Source organism: Streptomyces sp. NPDC001415 (assembly GCF_053597395.1).
Genome location: NZ_JBSFIE010000005.1, coordinates 13,192 through 36,642, shown reverse-complemented (window position 1 = coordinate 36,642; position 23,451 = coordinate 13,192). Strand labels below are relative to the sequence as shown.

The window sequence follows — 23,451 nt, the reverse complement described above, 5'->3', positions numbered from 1 at the left end:
CTACCGGAGGGCGCCGTGCACGGCCTCGGGGTCGGTGGGGGAGAGGGGGCCGGTGGTGGTCTTGCGGGTGAGGCTCGGCGGCGGGGTTATGTAGGTGGGGGTGGGGTCGGCCTCCGGGGCGCAGGTCTTGGCGATGCGGCCCGTGCCCTTGGGCAGGCTGCCGTCGCGGAGGTAATCGGTGAAGGTGTCGTCCAGGCAGGCGTTGCCGTGGAAGAGGATCTCGTGGAAGCTGCCGCCGTTCTGGACGACGAGCTTCGAACCGGGCAGCGCGTCGCGCATGGCGAGCCCGCCCTCGTACGGGGTGGCCGCGTCCTCGGTGGCCTGGAAGAGCAGCACGGGCGGCAGACCCTTGCCGGTGATCTTCATCCGGCCCGCCGGATTGCCCTGGTAGGGCCAGAACATACAGGCGGCATTGTACCACATGTTGTTGTACGTGTAGAACGGCGCCGAGGCGTTGACCTTGGCCTGGTCCTTCTTCCAGAACTCCCAGTCACGCGGCCAGGCGTTCTCGGTGCACTGTGCCGCGTTGTAAGCGGGGAAGGTGCCGTCGTCGGAGCCCGGCGCCGCGTACAGGTTGTAGGCGGTGTTGAGCGGCCGGGTGTCGTGGTGGGTGACATAGGCGGAAAGCACGGTGGCCATCCGGGGCCAGCGCAGGAAGTTGTAGCCACCGCCGTAGAAGGTGTCCTCGAACTCGGCGGGACCGATCTTGCCAGGGGCCGGGGCGGCGTTCACGGGGTTGCTCCGCAGGTCCGCTTCGATCTGCTGGTACGCCTTCTCGACGGCGGCGGCGTCGGTACCCAGGTGGTAGACCGAATCCGCCTTGGCCGCCCAGGCAGCGAAGGCGTCGAAGCGGCGCTGGTGCTCCTTGTCCTGCAGGACGTTGTGGTCGTACCAGGTGATCGTGGGGCCGACGATGCTGTCGAGGACCATCCGCCGGACGCGCGAGGGGAAGAGCTGGCCGTAGGTGGAGCCGAGCGAGGTGCCCCAGGAGCCGCCGTAGAAGTTGATCTTCGGTGCTCCGAGTGCCCGGCGGATGCTGTCCATGTCGCGCGCGTTGTCGACGGTGGTCATGTGCGGCAGGAGCCAGGACCAGTTGGCCGCGCAGTCGGCGGCGTACCCGGCGGCCTTCTTCAGCCACGCCTGTGAAGTGCCATGGCTCACCTGGTAGTCGGGCCGCGCGCCGTCGAAGTAGTGGGCGTCGCAGGTGACATGCGGCTCGCTGCCGTTGGTGCCGCGCGGGTCGAAGCCGATCCAGTCGTAGGTCGAGGCGACGTCCTTCGGGATCTGCCCGGAGATGTAGGCGGGCATCCAGAGCCCGGAGTCCCCGGGGCCACCGGGGTTGAGCAGGATCGGGCCCTGCTGCTTGCCCTTGGGTGCGGTGGCGGGGAGCCGGTTCACCTTGATCTTGATCTTCCGGCCGTGCGGGTCGGCGTAGTCCACCGGCACGTCGAGCATCGCGCACTGCAGCGCGGGCGTACTGGTGTCGTTGCAGGAGCTCCAGGCGAGCTTCCCCTGCCCGGTGTCCGCGGCGGCAGCCGCGCCGGGTGCCGCGCTGGCGGACGTTCCGGTGAGGGCTGCCACGGCAGTGGCTGCCGAGAGCAGGGCGATGATTTTTCTCATGGAGAGCATGATGTGATATGTGAAATTTTACAGCTAGGGAACTGACGGGACTTTATCAAGCTGTGACTGAAGGGGAGTCGGGGGCGTCCTCCAGTGACTCGGAGCCGTCCGTGCGTCAGAGTGGTCGGCATGACGACACGGTCGCAACCCGTCACAGTGCCCGCACCGTCGCGATGCCGCCCTGCTCATCGGCGGCGTGCGGCAGCCCCTCTTCTCGCCGCGGCCTGCCTGGTCGCCGTACTCGACGGGCCGGTGGCCGCGGCCGCCCAACCGACCGGCACCCACAACGCTGGGCGGGCCGGCGCCACGTCCCCCTCCGTGGGGAGCCCCGGCAAAGCGGAGCGGCGAGCCCAACTGGAGCGCCTGGTGCGGGAGTTGATGGCAGCCGGGGCACCCGGTGTGATCGTGCGGGTGGACGACGGCCACGGTCGGCCGATCCGGATCGCCGAGCAGGCCGCGTGGAGCAGGCCGGATCACCGGCTCCGGGCGGAGGACGAGTTCCGGATGGGATCCAATACCAAGACCATGATGGCCACTCTCGTACTGCAACTGGTCGCCGAGGGCAGGCTCGCCCTCACCGACCCGGTGGAGAAGTGGCTCCCCGGCCAGGTGCCCGACGGAAGGGCGATCACGCTGCGCATGCTTCTGAACCACACCAGCGGCCTGTACGACTACACGCAGGATCCCGCGCTCCTGCCATCCGCCCTGGGCAAGGATCCGAAGCAGTGGACGTCCGAGCAGCTGCTCGCCGTCGGGGTGCGGCACGATCCGCTCTTCGCGCCGGGCACCGCGTGGGCGTACAGCAACACCGATTACGCGGCGATCGGCGCCGCCCTGGAGAAAGCCACCGGGAAGAGCCTGGCCGAGCTGGTCCGCGACCGGATCGCCCGACCGCTTCACCTTCAGCACACCTACTACCCGACGGACTCCACCTGGCGCGGCCGCCACGCCCACGGCTACGAACCCGATGCCGCCCACATGCCGCCAGGTGTGCCGGCCGAGGCCAGGGACTACGCGGGGATCCACCACGACGGCCATGTGGACGTCTCCGACAACAACCCCTCGTGGGGCGGGGCGGCCGGGGCCGTGGTGTCCACCGCGCAGGACTGGGGCCGCTTCTACACCGCGTTGATGTCCGGCAGGCTGCTGCCCGCCGCCCAGCTGGCCCAGATGCGTACGACCGTGCCGGTCGACCCGGACCAGCCGGACGGGCCCGGCTACGGTCTCGGCATCGAAACCGGCACGACCCCGTGCGGGGCGGTGTGGACCCACGACGGAGGCATCCCCGGATACCTCAGCACCAACGTCACCGACTCCACCGGCCACCGCACGGCGTCCGTTCTCGTCTCGACGGAAGCCTTCGCCGAGACGCCCGCCGCGTTTCCCGACATCAACAAAGCCGCCAAAGCCCTCCGGTACGCCACGATCTGCGCCATGTTCGACAAGCCGACGCCGACAACACCTCACATCGGCTGAGCCCCCGGCCGAACCGTCAACGGCGGTACGTGTGGAGCCCTGCCGCGCAGACGCTATGGACACCGGTCCGTCGGCCGTCCTAGATTCGTCCCAGTGCGAGGTCGGCCAGGGGGAACGCGCCAATCGTCACGTATCAGGGGGAGCATGAGATTCGGCTTACTGGGGCCGTTGCACGCCCAGATCGCCGGACGTGCGGTCCCGTTGAACGGGCCGCGACAGGCCAAGATGCTGGCAGCACTGCTGCTCGACGCCAACAACGTGGTCGCCATGGAACGGCTCGTCGCCGTGATGTGGGACACGAACGTGCCCGCCACCGCGGTCCGCCAGGTCCAAGACGCTGTCTCCGGGCTGCGCCGCAACCTCGTCGCCTGCGGAGCACCCGATTCCCTGATCAGCACGCGGCGCGGCGGCTACGAGATCCACCTGGCTCAAGATCAGCTCGACCTGCTGGAGTTCGACCACGAGCGACACCTCGCCGAACAGCAAACGGCCCCGTTGGAGACAGCGCTCGCGCTGCGGCGGGCGCTCGCCTGCTGGCGCGGAGACGCCCTGGTCGACACGCCCAGCCAAGTCCTGGAGATCGATGCGGCACGCCTCAACGAGAAACGCGCGGCGACGCACAAACAGTGCCTGGCCATCGAACTCGACCTGGGGCGTCATCGGGAGGTCATCGATGAGCTGACCGCTCTGCTCCGCGAGCACCCCTACGACGAGCAGGTCGCCGAACACCTGATGGTCGCCCTCTACCGGTGTCGAAGACAGGGCGAGGCGCTTCAGGCGTACGAGCGGCTGCGCCGGACACTGGCCGACGAACTCGGTGTCGACCCCACCCCGCCGCTCCAGACGCTGCACCAGCGCATCCTGACCGCCGACCCCGCCCTGGCGGCCCCGGTCTCGGCAGATGGCCCCTCGGCCACACCACCGGAAAGCTCTGCCTCGGCGGCCCCCGAGCCGGCGATGGCGATGCCGGTGCGTCAACTGCCCCTCGACGTACCGGACTTCGTGGGCAGGTCGGAAGCGCTGGCGGAGATCGCCCGACTGCTCGACGGGTCGGCACCGAACCGGGCCCGGGTGGCCGTCATCGTGGGCGGTCCCGGTGTCGGCAAGTCCTGCCTGGTGACGCACGCCGCGCGGCTCGCGAGCGCCAACTTCCCCGACGGCCAGCTCTACCTCAACCTCGCGGCGACATCGGACGAGCCACGGGACCCCGCACTGATGCTGGCCGAAGCACTGCGCGCGCTCTCGATCGCAGGCAGCGCGATCCCGAACGGCCTGTCCGAGCGGGCCGCGCTCTACCGGTCGTTGCTGGTGGACCGCCGCATGCTGGTGGTCCTGGAGGACGCCGGGCACGCCGATCAGGTGCTGCCCCTGCTGCCCGGCGCCGACGGCTGCGCCGTGTTGATCACCAGCCGCACTCTGCTGACGCAACTTCCCGGCGCTCGCCACATCGACCTGGACGTGCTGAGCCCGGCAGAGGCACGGGAGTTGTTCACCGGCATCATCGGGTGGCAGAGGGTCGAACGGGAACCGGGCGAAGCTGACGCGATCCTCGACTGCTGCGGCAACCTGCCGCTGGCGATCCGCATCGCCAGCGGGAAGCTCACGGGCCGCCCGGCCTGGTCGCTGCGAGTGCTGCGGGAACGAATCGAGGATGAGTCACGGCGGCTGGCCGAGCTGAGGATCGGCGACCTCAGCATTCGAGCCAGCGTCGATCTGAGCCTACGGCTCCTGCCCGCCGACGCGGTGCGCGCGCTGAGCCTGCTGGGTCTGCTCGGCCCGTACACCCTGCCCGGCTGGGTAGTCGGCCCGCTCCTGGACCGCCCGGACGGCGAAGAAGTGCTGGACAGCCTCGTCGACGCCAGCCTGGTGCGGCTGACCGCCACCGACGCACTCGGCGAGCCGCGCTACCGACTGCACGACCTGATCAGGACCTGTGCCAGGGAGGCCGCCGCCGCGCTGCCGACGGCGGACAAGCGGGACGCGATCATCCGGGTGCTGTCCGTGTGGCTGGATCTGGTCAGGCGCGCCACCGACCGGCTGCCCGGCGGACTGCTGGCCGCCGCCCCCGGTTCGGCGCCGCGCCGATCGCTGCCCGACGCCGTCGTGAACCGGCTCATGGCCGATCCGTTCGGCTGGTTCGACGCGGAACGCGACAACCTGCTCGGCGCGGTCAAACTGGCCGTCGACTGGGGCCTGGACGAGTTGGCCTGGGAGCTGGCGGCCGGCACGGCGACCTACTACGACCACCGGTGTCTGTACCAGGACTGGCAGCACGGGCACCAGCTCGCGCTGGGCGCGGCCGAGGCCGCCGGCAACGCGCGCGGGGTGTCGGTGCTGCTACGCGGACTCGGCCAACTGCACATCTACCAGGACGAGTTCGACCGAGCCACCCGCGCCCTGGAGACCTCCATCGAGCTGTGCCGGGACACCGGGGACAAGCGCGGCGAGGCGCTGTCGGTGGCGACGCTCAGTACGGTCAGCCGGGTGCAGGGCCGTGACGACGAAGCACTCGAACGTGTCGAGCAGGCGCTGAGCATCGCGGTCGGCGAAGGCGACCGGCACATCGAGGCGCAGCTGTCCTGCTCGATGGCCGTGATGCGACTCATGCAGGGTCAACTGGACGAGGCGGAGTCCTGGTTCACCGGAGCCTTGCGCCTGGCCAGGGCGCTTGACGACGAGCATCGCGTGGCCGTCGTGCTGCGGCGGTTCAGCCGGTTGCACGATCGGCGCGGCGATCCGGACGAGGCGCTGCGCTGCCTGTGGCAGGCGTTGGCCACCTTCGAGCAACTCGTCGACGAGCGCTGCGCCGCCTACACGCTGCTGGAAGTCGGCCGCGTATACGCCGGTCAGGACGACCGGGACCAGGCGAGCCCGGCGTTGGAACGCGCGGCGGGCCTGTTCCACCGGCACGGCGACCGCCAGGACGAGGCCACATGCTGGCAACTGATCGGCGACCTGGATGCCGCCGCCGGCAACCACCACACGGCGCGCCAACACCGAAGACGGGCGCTGCGGCTGTGGCAGACGATCGGCGAAATAAACCAGACGACAGCTCCAGCGCGACCATCGTCGCCGTGAAGCGCGGCCGCATCCAGCATGTGTGCGCGACCGGCCACCAGGCATGGGCGGAGTCCGGGCGCGCGTCGATGTTCGCAATCTCTCCGCTCAGGACCGGCTGGAGGCAAGGGCGGTTTCCCGGCCAACTCCCTTGCCAGGCAAGGGAGTTCGCCCCCCATAGGGAGGCTCCCCAGGGGCCGTCCAGGGCCGGTCGGGCCTGTCACCCCGGATCATTCCGGATGCCGTGCCCGCCACTCCCCGCACTACCTTGTCGACCGCGCCAGACCGACAAGACCGGGGAGCAGCGATGCCGACGACCGCCACTACCGGGCGGCCAACTGCCACCACGCTCAGGCATCAGGAGCGCAGAGTGCTCCATGCCGTCGGCTGCGGCCTGCGCGACGACGAGATCGCCGCCGACCTCGCCATCCCCGAGGACGCTGTGGCCGGACACCTCGCACGCATCCTCGCGAAACTCGGGCTGCGCGACCGGGCCGCCGCCATCGTCCACGCCTTCGACTGCGGCCTCGTCGTCCCCGGCCGCGGCCCCCGCACGCGGGAGGCGAGACCGGAGCCGCCAAGAGCCGTCGGCCGGGAGGCCGGCCCGAAGGTGCGGATCTCCGTGCTCGGACCGCTCCAGGCATGGCAGGACGGGCGGCTCCTGAACCTGGGCCATCTCCGCCAGCAAGCCGTCCTCGCGGCGCTTGCGCTGGGCGCCGGGCGGACGGTCAGCCAGCAGGAACTGCTCGACGGCGTATGGGGGTTGGAGCCGCCGCTCACGAACGTCGTGCCGGTGTACGTCTACCGCCTGCGCAAGGCCCTGCGCAACGGCGAAAGCCCGGACGCGGTGATCGAGCACGACCGGTGTGGCTACCGGCTGGCCCCGGGCGCGGTCGAAGTGGACGTGGCGCGCCTGGAGAAACTGCTCACCGATGTCCGCGGGGCAGATCGGGCGGGCGACGCGACCGAGGCGGTCCGCCTGTGTTCCCAGGCGCTGGACCTGTTTCGCGGGGAGCCCCTGGCCGGCCTGCCCGGGCCGCTCGCCGAGCTGGAGCGGCTGCGGCTCACCGAGCGCAGGATCACCGTCATGCAGCGGAAGTTGGAGTGGCAGCTCCGGCTGGGCCAGCACACCGAGGCGATCGCCGAACTGTTCGCGCTGACCGCGGCGCACCCCCTGAACGAGCCGGTGGCCGCCATGCTGATGCACGCGCTGTACCGGAACGGCCGTCAGGCCGACGCGCTGACCGTGTTCGACCGCGCCCGCCGCCGGCTGGCCGACGACCTGGGGGTTGCGCCGAGCCGGATGCTGCGAGGCACGTACCAGATGATTCTGCGCGGCGACGAGGCCGGTCTCGGCGCCACCGGAACGGAGGGGAGCGGACCGACGCCCCGTATGTGCGGCGCGGTCGGGGACCACCCTCACGGTGAACCCCGACCGACGCCTCTCGCCTGACGGCGATTACCAGGGGTACCAGGCGCTGTTGTACCACTGCTCGTTGGCGTCGTCGTTGTGGTCGATGACATCGCGATGAAACCTCCCCGGGCCGAGCGGACCCCGCACCCGGGCACGGACCGGAACGCCCTGCGAGGCAGGGCACGGGCGGCGGCTCCATCGGGATTTCATCGGTCGTCCCTAACGTGTCCGCGTTCAGGCGAGGGCCTGGACCACAGGGGAAGGGCGGTTCGATGGCGCGGAGGAGATGCAGAGCGAGGTTGCCGATCGCGGTCATGGCCGCGGTGACGGTGATCAGCACGATGACGGCCGCGGGGTCTCCGGGCGCCGGGTCGAGGGCCGCCGCGCAGGGCCCGGACAACCCGACGATCCGCTATACCGAATACGGAATCCCGCACGTCATCGCCTCGAACTGGGAGGGGCTGGGCACGGGCTACGGGTACGCCGCCGCCAAGGACAACATCTGCACCCTCGCCGACACCTATCTGATGGTCAACGCCCAGAGGTCCCGCTATCTGGGGCCCGACGGCAAGGCGAGCCCCGGCGAGACCCAGAACACCACCACCAATCTCAACAGCGACCTGTACTTCCAGCGCATCAACGACAACCGGGTGGTGGAGCGGCTCCTCGACCAGCCCGCCCCCAACGGACCGGAGCCGGAGGTCAAAGACGCCATCCGCGGCTATGTCCAGGGGTACAACAGGTACCTGGCCGAGACAGGCGTGAACAACATCTCCGACCCGGCCTGCCGCGGCGCGGCCTGGGTGAAGCCGATCACGGAGCTGGACGTCTACCGGCACGCGCACGCCGAGATCATCATGGGCAGCGCCGATCCGCTGCTGAACGGTGAGGTGACCGCCCAGCCCCCAGGGGCGTCGGCCGCGGCGCCGAAGGCAGCTTCACCCGAGGAGACCGCGAAACCCGAGGAGACCGCGAAGAAGATCCGTGACGCGATGGCCGTCAGCCGTCAACAGAGCATGGGCAGCAACGCGTTGGCGGTGGGTTCGCAGGGTGTGTCCGGGGGCACCAGCATGCTGCTGGCCAACCCGCACTTCCCGTGGCAGGGCAAGAACCGGATGTGGCAGAGCCAGCTGACGATCCCGGGCAAGGTGAATGTCTCCGGGGCCAGTCTGCTCGGATTCCCCGCGGTGAACATCGGCCACAACGACGACGTCGCCTGGAGCCACACCGTCGCCACCGTGGCCCCGTTCGGTCTCTTCGACGTGCAGGTGGACCCGCTGAACCCGACCAACTACCTGGTCGACGGGACGTGGCAGAAGATGGCCTCACAGCAGGTCAGTGTGGACGTGCGGAACGCGGACGGCTCGATGGGCAAGGTCGTCAGGACGTTGTGGTCCACCCGTTACGGCCCGATCACCACCTCGATCCTGGGCACGCCGCTGCCATGGGTGGTCAGCGCGCATGCGGTACGCGACGTGAACATGGACAACCTGCGGGCGTTGAACACCTGGTTCCACCTCGACCAGACCAAGGACGTCAACGATGTCGTGAACACCTTGGAGACCACGGAAGGCGTCCCCTTCTTCAACACCGTCGCCTCCGACCGCAAGGGCAACGCACTGTACGCGGACATCCAGGCCACCCCGAACATCACCGACGAGCACGCCCGGTCATGCCTCACCGAAACCGGAAAACTGCTGTGGAACCAGACGCTACGGCTGCCGAACGTACCGCCTGTCTCCATCTTCGACGGCAAGCGCGGCGCGTGCGACTGGCCCGACGACCCGAACGCGGTCGCGCCGGGAGTCCTCGACCCGCACAAGCAGCCACGTCTGATCCGGTCCGACTTCGTGGGCAACGCCAACGACAGCGCCTGGCTGGCCAACCCCGAGCAGCCGCTGTCGTACCCCAGGGTGATGGGCGACGCGGCGGCGCCCCGGTCGCTGCGTACCCAGGAGTTGATCCTGACCGCGCAGAACCGGATCAACGGCACCGACGGTCTGCCGGGCAGAGGCTTCACACCCGAAAACATGCGGCAGTTGCTGTTCGCCGACAACAGCAGGGCGGCCGACCTGGCCCTGGACGCCACGGTGACGATGTGTCAGAACCAACCCTTCGGGCTCATCCTGGTGGACGGCAACCTGGTCAACGTGAGCGAGGCGTGTCCGGTCCTGGCCGCCTGGAAGGACCACAACTACTCGGCGGACAGCCGGGGTTCCTGGCTGTTCGAGAACTACTGGGCCTTCCTGCTCAACGGGCAGGCGATCGAGAAGCTGCCGTGGCGGGTTCCCTTCGATCCCAAGGACCCGTTGCACACGCCCAATTCGCTGGACTCGGGAAGCTCTGCCGTCCGCGACGCCTTCGGCCGTGCGGTACTCGCGCTGCGCAAGGCGGGCGTTCCGCTGAACGCACCCCTGTCGGACGTGCAGAAGATCACCCGCAACGGCGAGCAGATCTCGATCCACGGCTCGATCAGTGAACTGGGCGTGCTGAACGTGGTCACCCCCGGCATCGTCGACGGGAAGCTGGACATCACCTTCGGATCCAGCTTCATCCAGCAGGTACGGTTCACCGCCGACGGCCCGCCCCAGACCTCCTCGGTACTGGCCTACTCCCAGTCGGCCAACCCGAAGTCGCCGCACTACACCGACCAGACCAAGCTGTTCTCGGCCGGGCAGTGGGTGACCGAGCGGTTCACCGAGGATCAGATCGCGGCCTCGCCGGCCCTGGAGGTCAAGGTCCTGGACTGACACCGACGCACGGGCACGCCGGCCCCCGATTACGGTCTCCGGCGTGCCATTTCATCGGGAAGTCATCGGCTCCCGATAAATTCCGCGCCGCGCAACGACAACGCTCACGAGGGGGCTTGCTGTGATGAGGAAATCGAGCAGATGGCGCATAGTGGTGGCCTTGATGGCCGCCGTGGTGGCAATGGCCCTGCCGACGGGTTCGGCACAGGCGGCCGGCCCCACCGCGCCGCCGCCGATGGCGGACGGGTTCGGTCTGACCCAGGTCGACACGGCGACCGGCGGGCCCACCAACTTCTACATCACCGTGACCACGCCCGAGGTCGCGGGCAAGCACCACATCAAAATCATCCTGCCGAGCGGCTACTACGACGATCCGGCCAGGCGCTACCCGGTGCTGTACTTCCTGCACGGGTCCCCCGACGACCCCATCCAGCAGACGTATCCGGCGCTGACCAGCTCGAACTCGATGATCACCGTCATCCCGGACGGCGGCGCCCGGGGCTGGTATGCGAACTGGCTCAACCAGAAGACCCCGGCCGGTGCCCAGAACTGGGAGAACTTCCACCTCAAGCAGGTGATTCCGTTCATCGACGCTAATCTGCGCACCGTCGCCACCAAGAAGGCCAGGGCCGTCGCCGGTGTGTCGATGGGCGGGTTCGGGGCCCTCCACTACGCCCAGGACCGTCCCGACCTGTTCAGCCAGACCGCGTCCATGTCGGGAGACATCGACCTGTCGACCGACTCCATGGATCTGCGACTGGCGGTCGTCGCCTCCCTCATCGACGCCCAGGGCGCGATATGCGGCGCGATATCCGGCTGTGACCCCAACACCGACCCCTACAAGCCCGGTGTGGACAGTGACGCTCTGTTCGGCACGCCCTACCCGGTCTTCAACGCCGACTGGCGGTGGAACGAAGCCGACCCGTCACAGCACATGGACAAGCTCAAAGGCGGCGGAGTCGGGGTCTCCATCTATGTGGGCAGCGGAGGCGGCCGGGTCGGTGACCTGGAGTTCTGGCTCGAAAGCGCGTCCAAACACGTCAAGGACCGCATGGACGCGCTGGGCATGACCTACCACTACGTCGACTACGGCGACGGCGCCGCCTGGGGCACCCAGTGCAACGGCGGCCACAACGGCGGCTGCTGGGAACAGGACCTCCGAGACCTGATCCCCCGCCTGGAAAGGTCCTTCGCCTCCTGATCGTCCAGATCTGCCGACCACGGACGGTGCTCCTTCCGCAGCCACTCTCCGCATCGCGCGACAGCCCCGGTGTACTGTCACCGGGGCTTGTTGGCTGCTCGGGCCACCCGACACCGTACGAAGGCAGAGAAGATGCCCACACCTACCCGTCCCGTCGACCACGAACTCATCGAAGCCGCGGCCCACGTCGCGCGTACTCGGTGCCGGGGCGACAACCACACCATGGCGGCCGCGGCCCGCGCCCGGGACGGCCGGATCATCACCGCGGTGAACGCCTACCACTTCACCGGCGGTCCCTGCGCCGAGCTGGTCCTCATCGGGGCGGCGGCCGCCCAGGGGGCGTATGAGCTGGACACGATCGTTGCCGTGGGGGACCGGGACCGGGGGGTCGTCTCCCCGTGCGGCCGGTGCCGCCAAGTCCTTCTCGACTACTTCCCGGCCCTGAACGTCATCGTCGGCGCAGGCGACCGGCTCCGGACCGTCGCTGTCACCGACCTGCTCCCCGAGAGCTACGTCTGGGCCGACCACCAACTCGACGCCGAGCCGACCACTCCACTCAGCGCGGGCTGAGAGCCTGTATCTAGCTCCCGGCAACGGTCGCGCGCAGGGTCTCGGTCCACCAGTCGAGCGCGCGGTCGCCTGCGGCCGCGTCCAGTCCGACGCTCCGGCGGAACTCGCCGCCGAACAGGGGCTCCGTCGCGACGGCCTGATGCAGCGCGGCCACCGTGAGCTGGATCGTCTCGCGCGTGGGGGGTGTCCTGCCGGTGGCCGCGCAGTTGGCCCGTGCTTGTGTGTACAGGCGGTCCACGATCTCGTCGAGCATGCCGCTTCCGGTGTCTCGCCAGCCCGATTGGTGCAGCGCCAGCGCCAGTTCGGCGTAGCCGTCGGCGTAGAGCGCGGCCAGTACTCGTACGAGTTCGGCCGGGTCGGCCGGGCCGTCGGTCAACTTACCCAGGGCGGCGTGCAGTTGGGATTTGAGCTTCGTCCCGCCGAAGCGCAACAGTGCCGACAGCAACTGTTCGCGGGTGCCGAAGTGATGGTTGACCGCGGCGTCGGACACCCCGACGTCGGCCGCCACGGCCCGCACCTGCACGGCCGCGGGACCGCCCGCGGCGAGCAGTTTGCCCGCCGCTTCCAGGATCAGTCGCTTGGCCTCATCGGGTGTGCGTCGTACGCGGGTAGCCACGTCCCAACGTTACCTTGACCAGTCAAGGCAAGGAGCCTACTTTGGGGAGTCAAGGTAAGGGGGTGTCGCGGTGAACGGACGGACCACGGTTCTGTCGATGACCGAGCTGGCGGCGTCGCTGGGCGTCCGGATCCACGATCCGGCGCCGCCGTCCGAGATCTTCCACTCCCGCGCGGGCTGCCGATTGCACGGATTCGACTGGGGCGGAACGGGACCCGCGGTGCTCCTGCTGCACGGCGGCGGATTGAGCGCGCGTACCTGGGACTTCGTCTGCCTCGGCCTGCGCGGGGGCGCGCGGCTCGTCGCACTGGACCTGCGCGGCCACGGCGACAGCGACTGGTCCGACGACTACCGCATCGCCACGATGGCCGAGGACGTCATCGCCGCGGCCGACCACCTCGGCTTCGACCGGGTGCGCCTGGTCGGTATGTCGCTCGGCGGCGTGGTCGCCGCCCATGTCGCCGACGCGCACCCCGATCGCGTCGAGCGGCTGGCGCTGATCGACGTCGCACCCGGCGTCGACTTCGAGAGCACCGGACGGATGCGGGCCTTCATGACCGGACTTGGCCCGGTCGCCGAACTCGACGCGGTGGTGGACGCCGCCCTGCGGGTCAACCCGCGAGCCGACCGCGCGAGCGTCGCCTACCGCATGAGCACGCTGTTCCGCCGCGCGCCCAACGGTGACTGGGTACCGAAGAGCGATCCCCGACCACCCGACTTCCCCGCCATCCTCGCCGCCATCGAGCGACTCGCCGCGCAGCTCACCGGCCTGCCGGTTCTGCTCGTACGAGGCGGGCGCAGCCGGGTGCTCCCGCAGTCCACCGCCGAACGCCTGGTCGCGCGCGTTCCCGACGGCGAACTCGTGGTGGTGCCGGACGCGGGACACAACGTCCAGGAGGACAATCCTGCGGCGCTGATCACCGCGCTCCGCGCGTTCCTGACTCGCTGACCGGATGGAAGCGCGCTAACGGTGTGGCACTTGCGCCGCTTCCCTGCGCGCCGGCCCTGCCGCATCATGCTCCTACCGCCGGTACTCGTGGGGCTACGGATGCGAGCCGGAGCGTACGTGCGCATGCACCCCTTGCAGGCCGAACAGGATCAGAAGCTCGACCGCGGCGCCGTCGGCGCTGCCCAGCCAGTGCGGCACGGACGTGTCGAACTCGGCTGCCTCACCCGGCGGCAACGTCAGGTCGCGCGCGCCGAGCACCAGCCGCAGCCGCCCGTTCAGCACATACAGCCACTCGAAGCCTTCGTGCGTCTGGGGGGTCGGTTCGAGCGGTTTCGGCCGGGCCGGGATGATCATCTTGAACGCGTGCACTCCGCCCGGTCGCCGGGACAACGGGATGAAGACCATCCCGAACCGTTGGATCGGCTTCAGGTGAATCCGGGGATCGCCCGTGCTCGGGGCACCGACGAGGTCGTCCAACGGAACGTCGTAGATCCGGGCCAGCGGCAGCAGCAACTCCAGGGTCGCCCGGCGCTGCCCGCTCTCCAGGCGGGACAGGGTGCTCTCCGACACCCCGGTCGTCGCCGCGAGGGCGGCGAGGGTGATGCCGCGGTCACGACGCAGCGCACGCAGCCGCTGCCCCACCGCGCCGAGCACGTCGTCCGTTTCACGGTCCACACGATCAGCTTGCCAGAACCGCAAGATTTCGTGCCAGGTCGCGGTGGGTCCGACAAGACTGAGCGCATCCCGACACAAGGAGCCTCAATGAGCACCACCGACGCGGTCACGTACTGGCAAGACGTCTACGCGGCCCGGCCGGCAGCCACCGCACCGCAGCCGAACGACCGCCTCACCGAGACGGTCACGGGCCTGCCGCCCGGCGACGCACTCGACCTCGGATGCGGCAACGGCGGTGACGCCCTGTGGCTCGCCCGCCGGGGGTGGCACGTCACCGCCGTCGACATCTCGGCCGTGGCGGTCGACCGGCTCGCCGGCCTCGCCCGCTCATACGGTCTGGGCGACCGAGTCACCGCCGAGCAGTGCGACCTGCACGAGTCGTTCCCGCAGGGCGAGTTCGACCTGATCTGTGCCCACTACCTGCACACCCCCTTCGACCTGGACAGGGCAACCGTCCTGCGCAAGGCCGCGCACGCGCTGCGCGTGGGCGGGCGGTTGCTGGTCGTCGACCACGGATCGACCGCGCCCTGGTCGTGGAACCAGGACCCCGACGTCCACCACCCCACCCCTTCGGAGGTCGCCGCGGGCATCGCCTTGGACCCCGCCGCGTGGACGGTCGAGCGCGCTGACGCACCCCACCGGATCGCCACTGGACCGGGCGGCCAAACCGCCGAGGTCACCGACCACGTCCTACGCATCCGCCGCACCGCCTGACCGGATGCCGCAGGCGCTCCGACCTCCCGGCACACAGCGGAAGCCGTCTCCGCACCGCCCGACCGGTCGCCCGAGACGCCCCCACCCCCGCACAGGAGAGACCCACCATGCCCCGCGACACCCCGCCGCCCCGGACCGGAAGCAGCGAGTCCGAAACCCTGCGCGGCTTCCTCGACTACCTGCGTACCTCGATTGCCGCGAAGGTCGAAGGCGCTCCGGAACCACACGTCCGAACGCCCGAAGTGCCGTCGGGAACGAACCTGCTCGGCCTGCTCAACCACCTGACCTCCGTCGAGCGCGCGACGTTCCTCGGTGACCAGGTCACCGACTGGCAGGCGACGTTCGAGGCCTCACCGACGGACGGCGTGTCCGACATCGTCGCCCGCTACCGGAAGACGATCGAGCGCGCGAACGAAGTTCTCGACGGGTGCGCCGACCTCGGCGCACCGATTCCCCGACCACGAGCGAACCGCCCCGCCCCCAGCATCCGCTGGGCCCTCACCCACATGATCGAGGAGACGGGCCGCCACGCCGGCCAGGCGGACATCCTCCGCGAACTGATCGACGGCACGACCGGGCGATGATCCCAAGCCCCTTGTGCAACAGTGCTGTTGGTGACGGGGCGCCTGCGTGTGCGCGATGGAGCCGACGGCGACATTCGTACAAGACCTGCGGCCGGCGGACGGGGCATCATCGTCGGCATGAGTGAGTCCAGCACTGAGTCCTCGCATGGGATGCGTGTGGTCCACGACGGCCCCCGACAGGCGCCGCCGCTGTTGCTCATCCACGGTTCGGGGGCGTCGGGCAGATTTTGGAGTCCGCTGGTCCCGGCACTCGCCGGCCACCACCACGTCATCCGGGTCGACCTGCCGGGCTGCGGCCAGTCCCCGCCCGCGAAGTCGTACGACGTGGCCGCACGGGCGGACCAGGTGGCGGCACTGCTCGACGGGCTCGGCCATCGCCGCGTCGCCGCGGTCGGGCATTCCAGCGGCGGCTACGTCATCACCGCGCTCGCTGAACGGCGCCCCGACCTGGTGGGGTCGCTCGCGCTGATCAGCAGCGGCCCGAGCATGGACGCGCTGCTCGCACAGCCGGTCCTGTCGCGGGTCCTGCTGGCCCCGCCGTTCGGCCCGCTCCTGTGGCCGAGGCGTTCGGACGCGCTGATCCGCAAGGGGATCGCCGTGACGTGCGCTCTTCCGGTGGACATCACGGACGCCATGGTCGCCGACCTGCGGAACGTCAACTACCGCGTGATGAGGGCGGTGTTGAGCCGGAACGGCGCGTACATCACCCAGCGGAGCGTGCCCGAGCGACTCGCCGCCATCGACGTCCCGGTACTGGTGATCTTCGGTACGGCCGACCCCCGCTGGGAGCCGACGTCGGCGCACCGGTACGACGCGGTGCCGGGCGCCCGGGTCGAGCTGCTGCCCGGAGTCGGACACGTGGCCATGCTCGAAGCTCCGGGCGCCACCGGCGAACTGCTGCTCGCCTTCACGGCCAAGGGCGCCGGCACCCCGCCCGGCACTCCTGAGTCATAGGCCGGCCACATGTCTCCGACCGGCGGCGGACGCATCCCCGACCCTCGTTGCGCGTCCGGATCGCAGCCGACCCGGCTCCTCACGGGGTGTAGACGGCGTCGCTTCCGTACAACTGCTTGGTGAAGCTGGAGATGTAGGTGTGCCGGTCGGAGCCGTCCAGGTTGTACGTGAGGTACACGCCGTAGCCTTCACCGACCGTTCGCTTGGCCAGGCCGGCCGCCGTGCTCGCGGGTGTCGCCGTGACGTCGATGGCGGCGGGAGACAGGGCCGATTTGGGCAGCGCGATGCCCGGAACGCTCCAGGTGCCGTAGTACGGGTTCCATGCGTAGTTGAACTTCGACGAGATGTTCACGCCGCCGTAGGACAGCCGTGACGCCGCGGGGCCGATGTTGTAGAGGGAGATGAGTTTTCCGGGCATGCTGTCGCGCAGCGCGGACACCAGGTGGACGAACGAGCCGTTGTTGGGCTGGCCGGTACCGTTGTTGCCGTACTCGGCGTACTCGTCGTCGAAGTCGATGCCGTCCAGGCCGTACTTGCCCACGGCGTCGGACAGCTGCTTGGCGAACGCCGTGGCCGCCGCCTTGGACGGGAAGTTGGCGAAGCCGGCGCCCTGGTGGTTGCCGAGTACCGACAGCATGACCTTGATGCCCTTGGCCTGCAGGGGACGGATCTGGCTCTGCGCGTTGTCGAGGACCCGTCGTACGTTGTCGTTGAAGTACAGGTATGCCGACTTCTTGGTGGTGTCGTAGTTGATGTTGGCGGCGAAAATGACGGCGACGTCGAATACGTTGCCGCCGCCGTTGGCCAGCTTGTACTTGCCGGCGTTGAGCATGCTGTTGCTGTTCACCTCGATGTAGGCCACGGAGGTCGGCCCCTTTTTGGCGGCCGGCGTCGCGGGGGCGGGCGCCGTGTCGGGGGTGGTTGCCGTCGTGCCGCCCGTCAGCGCCGCAGCCGCGATGAGCGCGAGTGCGGCCGTCCGCACCCTGCCCAGACCCGATATGCGCATGTGCATCAGCCTCCTGTCATGTGGACCTGCCGCATGAACCCGTTCGCAGGAAGAGTGGCAGGCGCATGCCAAATCTGCCAGGTGGAGGTGCGCGACAGTCAACCCCCGTACCGCCGGGGCGAGTTCCATCGGCCCGCGTGGCGGCGCGATGCTGTTCGAGTTCGCCGCCCAGCAGCACGAAGAGGGCGTCGGCGCCGCGGAGGTCGGAGCCGTGATCCGGCAGCTGCTGGAGTGGGCCGACAAGGACGTCGGCCCATCAGCGCAGCACGGCAGCCCGGGGGACCGGTAGCCCGGTCACCGTGTCAACGGGCGAGGAACGGACCCAGCGCCGCGGTGAGTTCGGCAGGTGCGTCCAGTGCGATGAGGTGAGCAGCGGTGGGGAACTCCACCAGGGTCGCGTCGGGGATCTCGGCGGCGTACCGGCGGGCGATGTCCTGGAAGTCCGGGACGTCGAGCTTGCCGACGCCCACCAGGGTGGGGACGGATATGGCGGCCAGGTCGCCGTCCCTGGGGCCCTGGGAGTGCTCGCCCACGATGTCCTGGTTGACCAGTGACGTCCGTAGCGGGCCGCGGAGTTGGTCGGTCAGCCCCGCGGCGACGTCGTCCCACTCGCGGGCCGGGCCGCGCAGCCACATGTCCAGGTTCACTTGCACGGCGGCGTCCAGGTCGTGCGCCTCCAGGGCCGCTGTTTCGGCCTGGTCGTAGGCGACCATCTCCGCGGACCAGTTGTATCCCGGCCACGGCGGGGCGAACAGCGCCAGGGAGTGCACCCGGTCCGGGTGGCTGAGCGTGAAGTCCACGGCCACGCGGCCGCCCCAGGACGCGCCGACGAGCCTGACGCGCTCGTGGCCGAGGTGGTCCAGGAGACGGCGCAGGTCGTCGGCCTCGCTGAACGGTCCGGTCGGCGGTGCGGACTCGCCGAAGCCGCGCAAGTCGTACCGGATGACGGTGTGCCGCTCTGCGAGGGCGGGCACGACCGCGTCCCACATTCGATGATCTGCGACGCCGGCGTGCACGAGCACGACGGGCGGTCCGTCGCCGGTGAGGACGTGGGAAAGGTGGCCGAGATCGTCGGCGTATACGAGCATCCGCAGATGTTCGCAGGACGACAGGGCATGTGCCAACCAATAGGGTGCGCCAGTGCGCCAGTGCGCCAGTGCGCCAGTGCGCCAGTGCGGCACTCGCGGTCACGCTCTGCGCAAGAGGCGCCGTCCCGGACGCCGCACACAGGCGACGGCATGGTCCGCGATGGAGTGCTCAGATGCGGTTGATGGCCTTGCGCACGGCATAAACGGCGGCGCCGAGGGCGAGGGACGCCGCGCCGGAGGCGGCTGATGCGGGTGGCAGGGCGGAGGCCAGGGCGATGCAGCCGGTGAGGCCGAGGACGGGTACTGGTCGTGGTGGGCGGGCTTCGGTGGAGGAGAGGGTGAGAGCGGCGGCGTTCGCGATGGCGTAGTAGGCCAGGACACCGAAGGAGGAGAATCCGATCGCCCCACGCACGTCGACGCTTGCGGCGAGTACCGTGACGGCGGCCCCGACGGCCAGTTCCGCCCGGTGGGGGACGTGGAAACGCGGGTGGACCGCGGCCAGCGCACGCGGCAGGTGCCCGTCGCGGGCCATCGCGAGGGTGGTGCGCGAGACCCCGAGGATCAGAGCGAGCAGGGAACCCAGGGCGCCGACGGCGGCCCCGGCCCGCACCACCGGCGCCAAGCCGGGGATCCCGGCACTGCGGACAGCATCGGCCAGCGGCGCGGTGGCTTCTGACAGCCTGTCAGGTCCGAGTGCGGCCAGGACGGTGACGGCGACGGCCGCGTACACCCCGAGGGTGATGCCCAGGGCGATCGGGATCGCGCGCGGGATGGTGCGAGCGGGGTCGCGGACTTCCTCGCCGAGTGTGGCGATGCGCGCGTACCCGGCGAAGGCGAAGAACAGCAGTCCGGCGGCCTGGAGTACCCCGCCGAAGGTGGCGTCCGCGCCGATGTCCAGCCGGGCGGCGTGTGCGCTCCCACCGGTCAGGCAGGCGGCCACGACCGCGGCGAGCACGGCCAGCACGACGGCGACGATGATCCGAGTCAGCCAGGCGGACTTCTGCACCCCGGCGTAGTTCACCGCGGTCAGCGCCACTACGGCGGCGACGGCCACCGCGTGCTCCCAGCCCGGCCACACGTAGGAACCGACGGTCAGGGCCATCGCCGCGCACGAGGCGGTCTTGCCGACCACGAAGGCCCACCCGGCCAGATAGCCCCAGAATTCCCCCAGCCGCTCGCGGCCGTAGACGTAGGTGCCGCCGGAGGCGGGGTAGCGGGCGGCCAGCCGTGCTGAGGACGTGGCGTTGCAGTAGGCGACCACGGCGGCGAGCGCCAGGCCGAGGAGCAGGCCCGACCCGGCCGCACCGGCGGCAGGGGCGAGCGCGGCGAAGATCCCCGCCCCGATCATCGAGCCCAGTCCGATGACTACGGCGTCAAAGACTCCCAGCCGACGCTTCAAACCGGGGCCACCTGCTGAGGGCGCTGGCGCGTTCAACACTCACTCCTCGAACGGTGACCCGTGCGGGCACCGCGTCCGTCCGGCGGTCGATTTTCGGGGCACGGTATCGAGTCGATGTGCCGGGGCCGGGGCCGGCCCCTCCGCATCCGGGACTCGCTGTTGACCGCGGCGCGCTGTCGCTACGGTGGCTGCCGCAGCCTGGCGCGAGGCCCTGCTCGCCGCTGACGACGCCGCGCTCGACAAGATCGGCCACTGCACGTACCCGCACGGTGGCGACCCGGAGGAGCCGTTCATCGACGTCATCTGGTGGGTGAACCAGGAACTCCTGCACCACGGAGCCGAGATCGCACTGCTGCGTGACCTCTACCGATACCGGGCGCCCGGCCTCGATCGTTCGTAGTCCGGGGCGATTCTTTGGCGTGTACCCGTACCCGTACACAGTGTTCTTGCCCGGTGCGCGTCACCGCTTCGCGAGAGGCTTGCCGGTCCCCTTGGACGGCAAAAGACGAAGGCAAGGAGAAACCTCTCCTTGCCTCTCTCAAGTTATAGCGCCATGGGGGGCTTGCCACAAGGCCCGGGTCACGGCGCAGAATCGTCGGCCGAGGCCACAACCTGCGGAAATGAGGGCAGGGATGAGGACGGGCCCGGTGAGCGGTACGACGGAGTTGGTGGTGTCGGTGAGTCGATCGGCCACCGCAGTGCACGGCAGCACGGCTGCCTGGGAGGCAACGCAGTGAACGAGCAGTACGTGTTGGATCTTCAAGAGATCGACGAGACCCAGGCCGCGGTCGTCGGCGGCAAGGGCGCGCACCTGGGCGGCCTGTCGCGGATCGACGGCATCCGCGTGCCGGGTGGATTCTGCGTGACGACGGACGCCTTCCGGCGGATCTTGGCGGAAGCGCCGTCGATCGACGATCAGCTCGATCAATTGTCGCGCCTTACCAAGTTCAGTGAAGCCCAGTTCAGGGAAGAGGGGGACGACCGGGAGGCGGTCCGCACGCTCAGCGCGCAGATTCGTCGGGCCATCGAAGAGATTGCCATCCCGGACGATGTCGCGGCGGAGATCACCAGCGCGCTCGCCCGGTTCGGCGAGCACACCGCCTATGCCGTCCGATCCAGCGCGACGGCCGAGGACCTGCCGACCGCCTCCTTCGCCGGCCAGCAGGACACGTACCTGAACGTCGTGGGGCCGGCGGCCGTCCTCCAGCACGTCAGCCGGTGCTGGGCCTCGCTGTTCACCGAGCGGGCCGTGACGTACCGCCGGCGGAACGGCATCGACCACCGTACGGTCGACATGGCCGTGGTCGTGCAGCAGATGGTCTTCCCGCAAGCGGCCGGCATCCTGTTCACGGCCGACCCCGTCACGGGCAACCGGAAGGTCGCCACCGTGGACGCCGGCTTCGGCCTCGGCGAGGCCCTGGTCTCCGGCCTGGTGAACCCGGACGTCTTCAAGGTGCGCGACGGCGAAGTCGTCGCCAGGACGATCGCCGCCAAGCAGCGTGCCGTCCACGCCCTGCCCGCCGGAGGCACGCGGGAAGTGGCGATCGACGCGCAGCGGCAGGAGCAGCCGACGCTGACGGATGCGCAGGTCGTGCGGCTCGTACAGCTGGGGCGGCGGATCGAAGCGCACTTCGGCAGCCCGCAGGACATCGAATGGTGCCTGGCCGACGACGGCTTCCAGATCGTTCAGAGCCGGCCCATCACGACGCTGTTCCCCATCCCCGCGGCCGACGACCAGGAGAATCACGTCTACGTCTCCGTCGGCCATCAGCAGATGATGACCGACCCCATGAAGCCCCTGGGGCTGTCCATGTGGCAGCTGACGGCCATGGTGCCGATGCACGAGGCCGGCGGGAGGCTGTTCGTCGATGTCACCCGGCGCCTGGCCTCGCCCGCGAGCCGCGTCGGCCTCCTGGACCTCATCGGGAGAGGCGATCCGCTGGTCAGGGACGCGCTGGAAACCGTCCTCGACCAGGACGGCTTCGTCCCGTCGCTCCCGGACACGGGTCCCGGCGGGCCGCCGTCCGCAGGCGTCTCGTTCCCGGCCGAGCCCGATCCGGCTATCGTCACCGAGCTGATCGAGCGCAGCGAGGCGTCCATCGCGGCGCTGGAGCGCGACATCCGGACGAAGACCGGACCGGCACTGTTCGACTTCCTCCTGGAGGCCTTCGAGGAGCACAAGCGAGTACTCACCGAACCGCCGAACTTCCAGGCGATCATGGCGGGGATGGAGGCCACGTGGTGGCTCAACGACAAGCTGGAGGAGTGGCTGGGCGAGAAGAACGCGGCTGACACGCTCACACTGTCCGCACCCGACAACATCACGTCGGAGATGGGACTGGCGCTGCTCGACGTCGCGGACGTGATCCGCCCGCGTTCAGAGGTGGTGGCTTTCCTGCAGGGCGTGGAGGACATCGGGTACGACGCCTTCCTGGACGAGCTGGCGAAGATCGAGGGCGGCACCGAAGCGCGCGACGCCATCGAGGCGTACCTCGACCGGTACGGCATGCGCTGCGTCGGCGAGATCGACGTCACGAGGCCGCGTTGGCGCGAGCGCCCCACCACGCTCGTGCCCGTGATCCTCGACAACGTCAGGAACTTCGAGCCGGGCGCCGCCGAGCGGCGCTTCGAGCAGGGGCTGCGGAAGGCGCAGAAGAAGGAACAGGACGTGCTGTACCGCTTGCGGGCCCTGCCGGACGGGGACCAGAAGGCGGACGAGACCAAGCGGATGATCGACCAGGTCCGAACGTTCATCGGGTACCGGGAGTACCCGAAGTACGGCATCGTCAGCCGCTACTTCGTCTACAAGCGGGCCCTGCTGGAGGAGGCCGATCGCCTCGTGGAGGCCGGCGTGCTTCCTGACAGGGAGGACATCTACTACCTGACGTTCCAGGAACTCCACGACGTCGTGCGCTCGAACCAGGTGGACGGCCGGCTCATCCAGCAGCGCAAGGACGCGTTCCGCTCCTACCAGGCGCTCACACCACCCCGGGTGCTCACCTCGGACGGTGAGGCCCTCACCGGGGCGTACCGGCGCGACGACGTGCCGGCCGGCGCCCTGGTCGGCCTGCCGGTTTCCGCCGGGACCATCGAGGGAAGGGCCCGCGTCGTCCTCGACATGGCGGATGCCGATCTCGAAGCGGGCGACATCCTGGTCACGCCCTTCACGGATCCCAGTTGGTCGCCGCTGTTCGTCTCCATCGCGGGCCTGGTCACGGAGGTGGGCGGCCTGATGACCCACGGCGCGGTGATCGCCCGCGAGTACGGTTTGCCGGCTGTCGTGGGCGTGGAGCAGGCCACCCGGCTGATCCGGGACGGGCAGCGGATCCGCGTGCACGGAACCGACGGGTACATCGAGATCCTGCCCTGACCGATCAC

The 23,451-nt window shown here is 69.6% G+C and carries 18 protein-coding genes and 1 pseudogene; 13 read left to right on the top strand and 6 right to left on the bottom strand.

Features of this window, described 5'->3' with window-relative positions; all coding sequences use genetic code 11:
* Complete coding sequence (locus tag ACWC2B_RS08035) at positions 1 to 1,620, bottom strand: alpha/beta hydrolase (protein WP_450715610.1); 1,620 nt, start codon at positions 1,618 to 1,620, stop codon at positions 1 to 3.
* Positions 1,621 to 1,749: 129 nt separating this feature from the next.
* Between ACWC2B_RS08035 and ACWC2B_RS08030 the strand changes: the two genes are divergently transcribed.
* The 6 genes from ACWC2B_RS08030 (at position 1,750) to ACWC2B_RS08005 (ending at position 12,088) form a co-directional block, all read left to right on the top strand.
* Entirely contained in the window at positions 1,750 to 3,096 is a 1,347-nt protein-coding gene (locus tag ACWC2B_RS08030) for a serine hydrolase domain-containing protein (protein ID WP_450715609.1), read from the top strand.
* Between the two features lie 144 nt (positions 3,097 to 3,240).
* Positions 3,241 to 6,174: a BTAD domain-containing putative transcriptional regulator gene (locus ACWC2B_RS08025; protein WP_450715608.1), complete on the top strand. Its 2,934-nt coding sequence runs from the start codon at positions 3,241 to 3,243 to the stop codon at positions 6,172 to 6,174.
* A 286-nt stretch (positions 6,175 to 6,460) separates the two neighbouring features.
* Positions 6,461 to 7,606: a BTAD domain-containing putative transcriptional regulator gene (locus ACWC2B_RS08020; RefSeq protein ID WP_450715607.1), complete on the top strand. Its 1,146-nt coding sequence runs from the start codon at positions 6,461 to 6,463 to the stop codon at positions 7,604 to 7,606.
* Between the two features lie 260 nt (positions 7,607 to 7,866).
* Positions 7,867 to 10,317: a penicillin acylase family protein gene (locus tag ACWC2B_RS08015; RefSeq protein WP_450715606.1), complete on the top strand. Its 2,451-nt coding sequence runs from the start codon at positions 7,867 to 7,869 to the stop codon at positions 10,315 to 10,317.
* Positions 10,318 to 10,480: 163 nt separating this feature from the next.
* On the top strand, positions 10,481 to 11,518 hold the full coding sequence (locus ACWC2B_RS08010) for an alpha/beta hydrolase (protein WP_450715605.1): 1,038 nt from the start codon (positions 10,481 to 10,483) through the stop codon (positions 11,516 to 11,518).
* Between the two features lie 132 nt (positions 11,519 to 11,650).
* Positions 11,651 to 12,088, top strand: a complete 438-nt coding sequence (locus tag ACWC2B_RS08005) for a cytidine deaminase (RefSeq protein ID WP_450715604.1) — start codon at positions 11,651 to 11,653, stop codon at positions 12,086 to 12,088.
* Between the two features lie 10 nt (positions 12,089 to 12,098).
* Here ACWC2B_RS08005 and ACWC2B_RS08000 read toward each other — a convergent pair whose 3' ends face one another.
* A complete protein-coding gene (locus ACWC2B_RS08000) occupies positions 12,099 to 12,704 on the bottom strand; it encodes a TetR/AcrR family transcriptional regulator (protein ID WP_450715603.1) in 606 nt (201 codons plus the stop codon).
* 70 nt (positions 12,705 to 12,774) lie between these two features.
* Here ACWC2B_RS08000 and ACWC2B_RS07995 point away from each other — a divergent pair, with 70 nt between their 5' ends.
* On the top strand, positions 12,775 to 13,653 hold the full coding sequence (locus ACWC2B_RS07995) for an alpha/beta fold hydrolase (protein WP_450715602.1): 879 nt from the start codon (positions 12,775 to 12,777) through the stop codon (positions 13,651 to 13,653).
* Between the two features lie 93 nt (positions 13,654 to 13,746).
* On the opposite strand, the gene ACWC2B_RS07990 is transcribed toward ACWC2B_RS07995, so the two are convergent.
* Positions 13,747 to 14,328 (bottom strand): helix-turn-helix domain-containing protein, encoded by a 582-nt coding sequence (locus ACWC2B_RS07990; protein ID WP_450715601.1) that lies wholly within the window; start codon positions 14,326 to 14,328, stop codon positions 13,747 to 13,749.
* Between the two features lie 87 nt (positions 14,329 to 14,415).
* Here ACWC2B_RS07990 and ACWC2B_RS07985 point away from each other — a divergent pair, with 87 nt between their 5' ends.
* From ACWC2B_RS07985 to ACWC2B_RS07975, 3 genes are all read left to right on the top strand, one after another.
* Complete coding sequence (locus ACWC2B_RS07985; protein WP_450715600.1) at positions 14,416 to 15,042, top strand: class I SAM-dependent methyltransferase; 627 nt, start codon at positions 14,416 to 14,418, stop codon at positions 15,040 to 15,042.
* 107 nt (positions 15,043 to 15,149) lie between these two features.
* Positions 15,150 to 15,626: a DinB family protein gene (locus ACWC2B_RS07980; protein ID WP_450715599.1), complete on the top strand. Its 477-nt coding sequence runs from the start codon at positions 15,150 to 15,152 to the stop codon at positions 15,624 to 15,626.
* 117 nt (positions 15,627 to 15,743) lie between these two features.
* On the top strand, positions 15,744 to 16,580 hold the full coding sequence (locus tag ACWC2B_RS07975) for an alpha/beta fold hydrolase (RefSeq protein ID WP_450715598.1): 837 nt from the start codon (positions 15,744 to 15,746) through the stop codon (positions 16,578 to 16,580).
* A gap of 79 nt (positions 16,581 to 16,659) precedes the next feature.
* Here the strand turns inward: ACWC2B_RS07975 and ACWC2B_RS07970 are convergent, their stop codons facing one another.
* Entirely contained in the window at positions 16,660 to 17,586 is a 927-nt protein-coding gene (locus ACWC2B_RS07970; RefSeq protein WP_450715597.1) for an endo-beta-N-acetylglucosaminidase H, read from the bottom strand.
* A gap of 148 nt (positions 17,587 to 17,734) precedes the next feature.
* On the opposite strand from ACWC2B_RS07970, the gene ACWC2B_RS07965 reads away from it, so the two are divergent.
* Positions 17,735 to 17,875, top strand: a complete 141-nt coding sequence (locus ACWC2B_RS07965) for a hypothetical protein (protein ID WP_450715596.1) — start codon at positions 17,735 to 17,737, stop codon at positions 17,873 to 17,875.
* A gap of 13 nt (positions 17,876 to 17,888) precedes the next feature.
* Here the strand turns inward: ACWC2B_RS07965 and ACWC2B_RS07960 are convergent, their stop codons facing one another.
* Both ACWC2B_RS07960 and ACWC2B_RS07955 read right to left on the bottom strand, forming a co-directional pair.
* Positions 17,889 to 18,674, bottom strand: a complete 786-nt coding sequence (locus tag ACWC2B_RS07960; RefSeq protein WP_450715595.1) for an alpha/beta fold hydrolase — start codon at positions 18,672 to 18,674, stop codon at positions 17,889 to 17,891.
* A 169-nt stretch (positions 18,675 to 18,843) separates the two neighbouring features.
* Positions 18,844 to 20,109: an APC family permease gene (locus ACWC2B_RS07955; protein WP_450715594.1), complete on the bottom strand. Its 1,266-nt coding sequence runs from the start codon at positions 20,107 to 20,109 to the stop codon at positions 18,844 to 18,846.
* Positions 20,110 to 20,260: 151 nt separating this feature from the next.
* Between ACWC2B_RS07955 and ACWC2B_RS07950 the strand changes: the two are divergent.
* A pseudogene (locus ACWC2B_RS07950) lies at positions 20,261 to 20,473 on the top strand (DinB family protein); the annotation flags it as partial.
* A 333-nt stretch (positions 20,474 to 20,806) separates the two neighbouring features.
* A complete protein-coding gene (gene rph, locus ACWC2B_RS07945) occupies positions 20,807 to 23,443 on the top strand; it encodes a rifamycin-inactivating phosphotransferase (RefSeq protein WP_450715593.1) in 2,637 nt (878 codons plus the stop codon).
* Positions 23,444 to 23,451 lie beyond the last annotated feature (8 nt).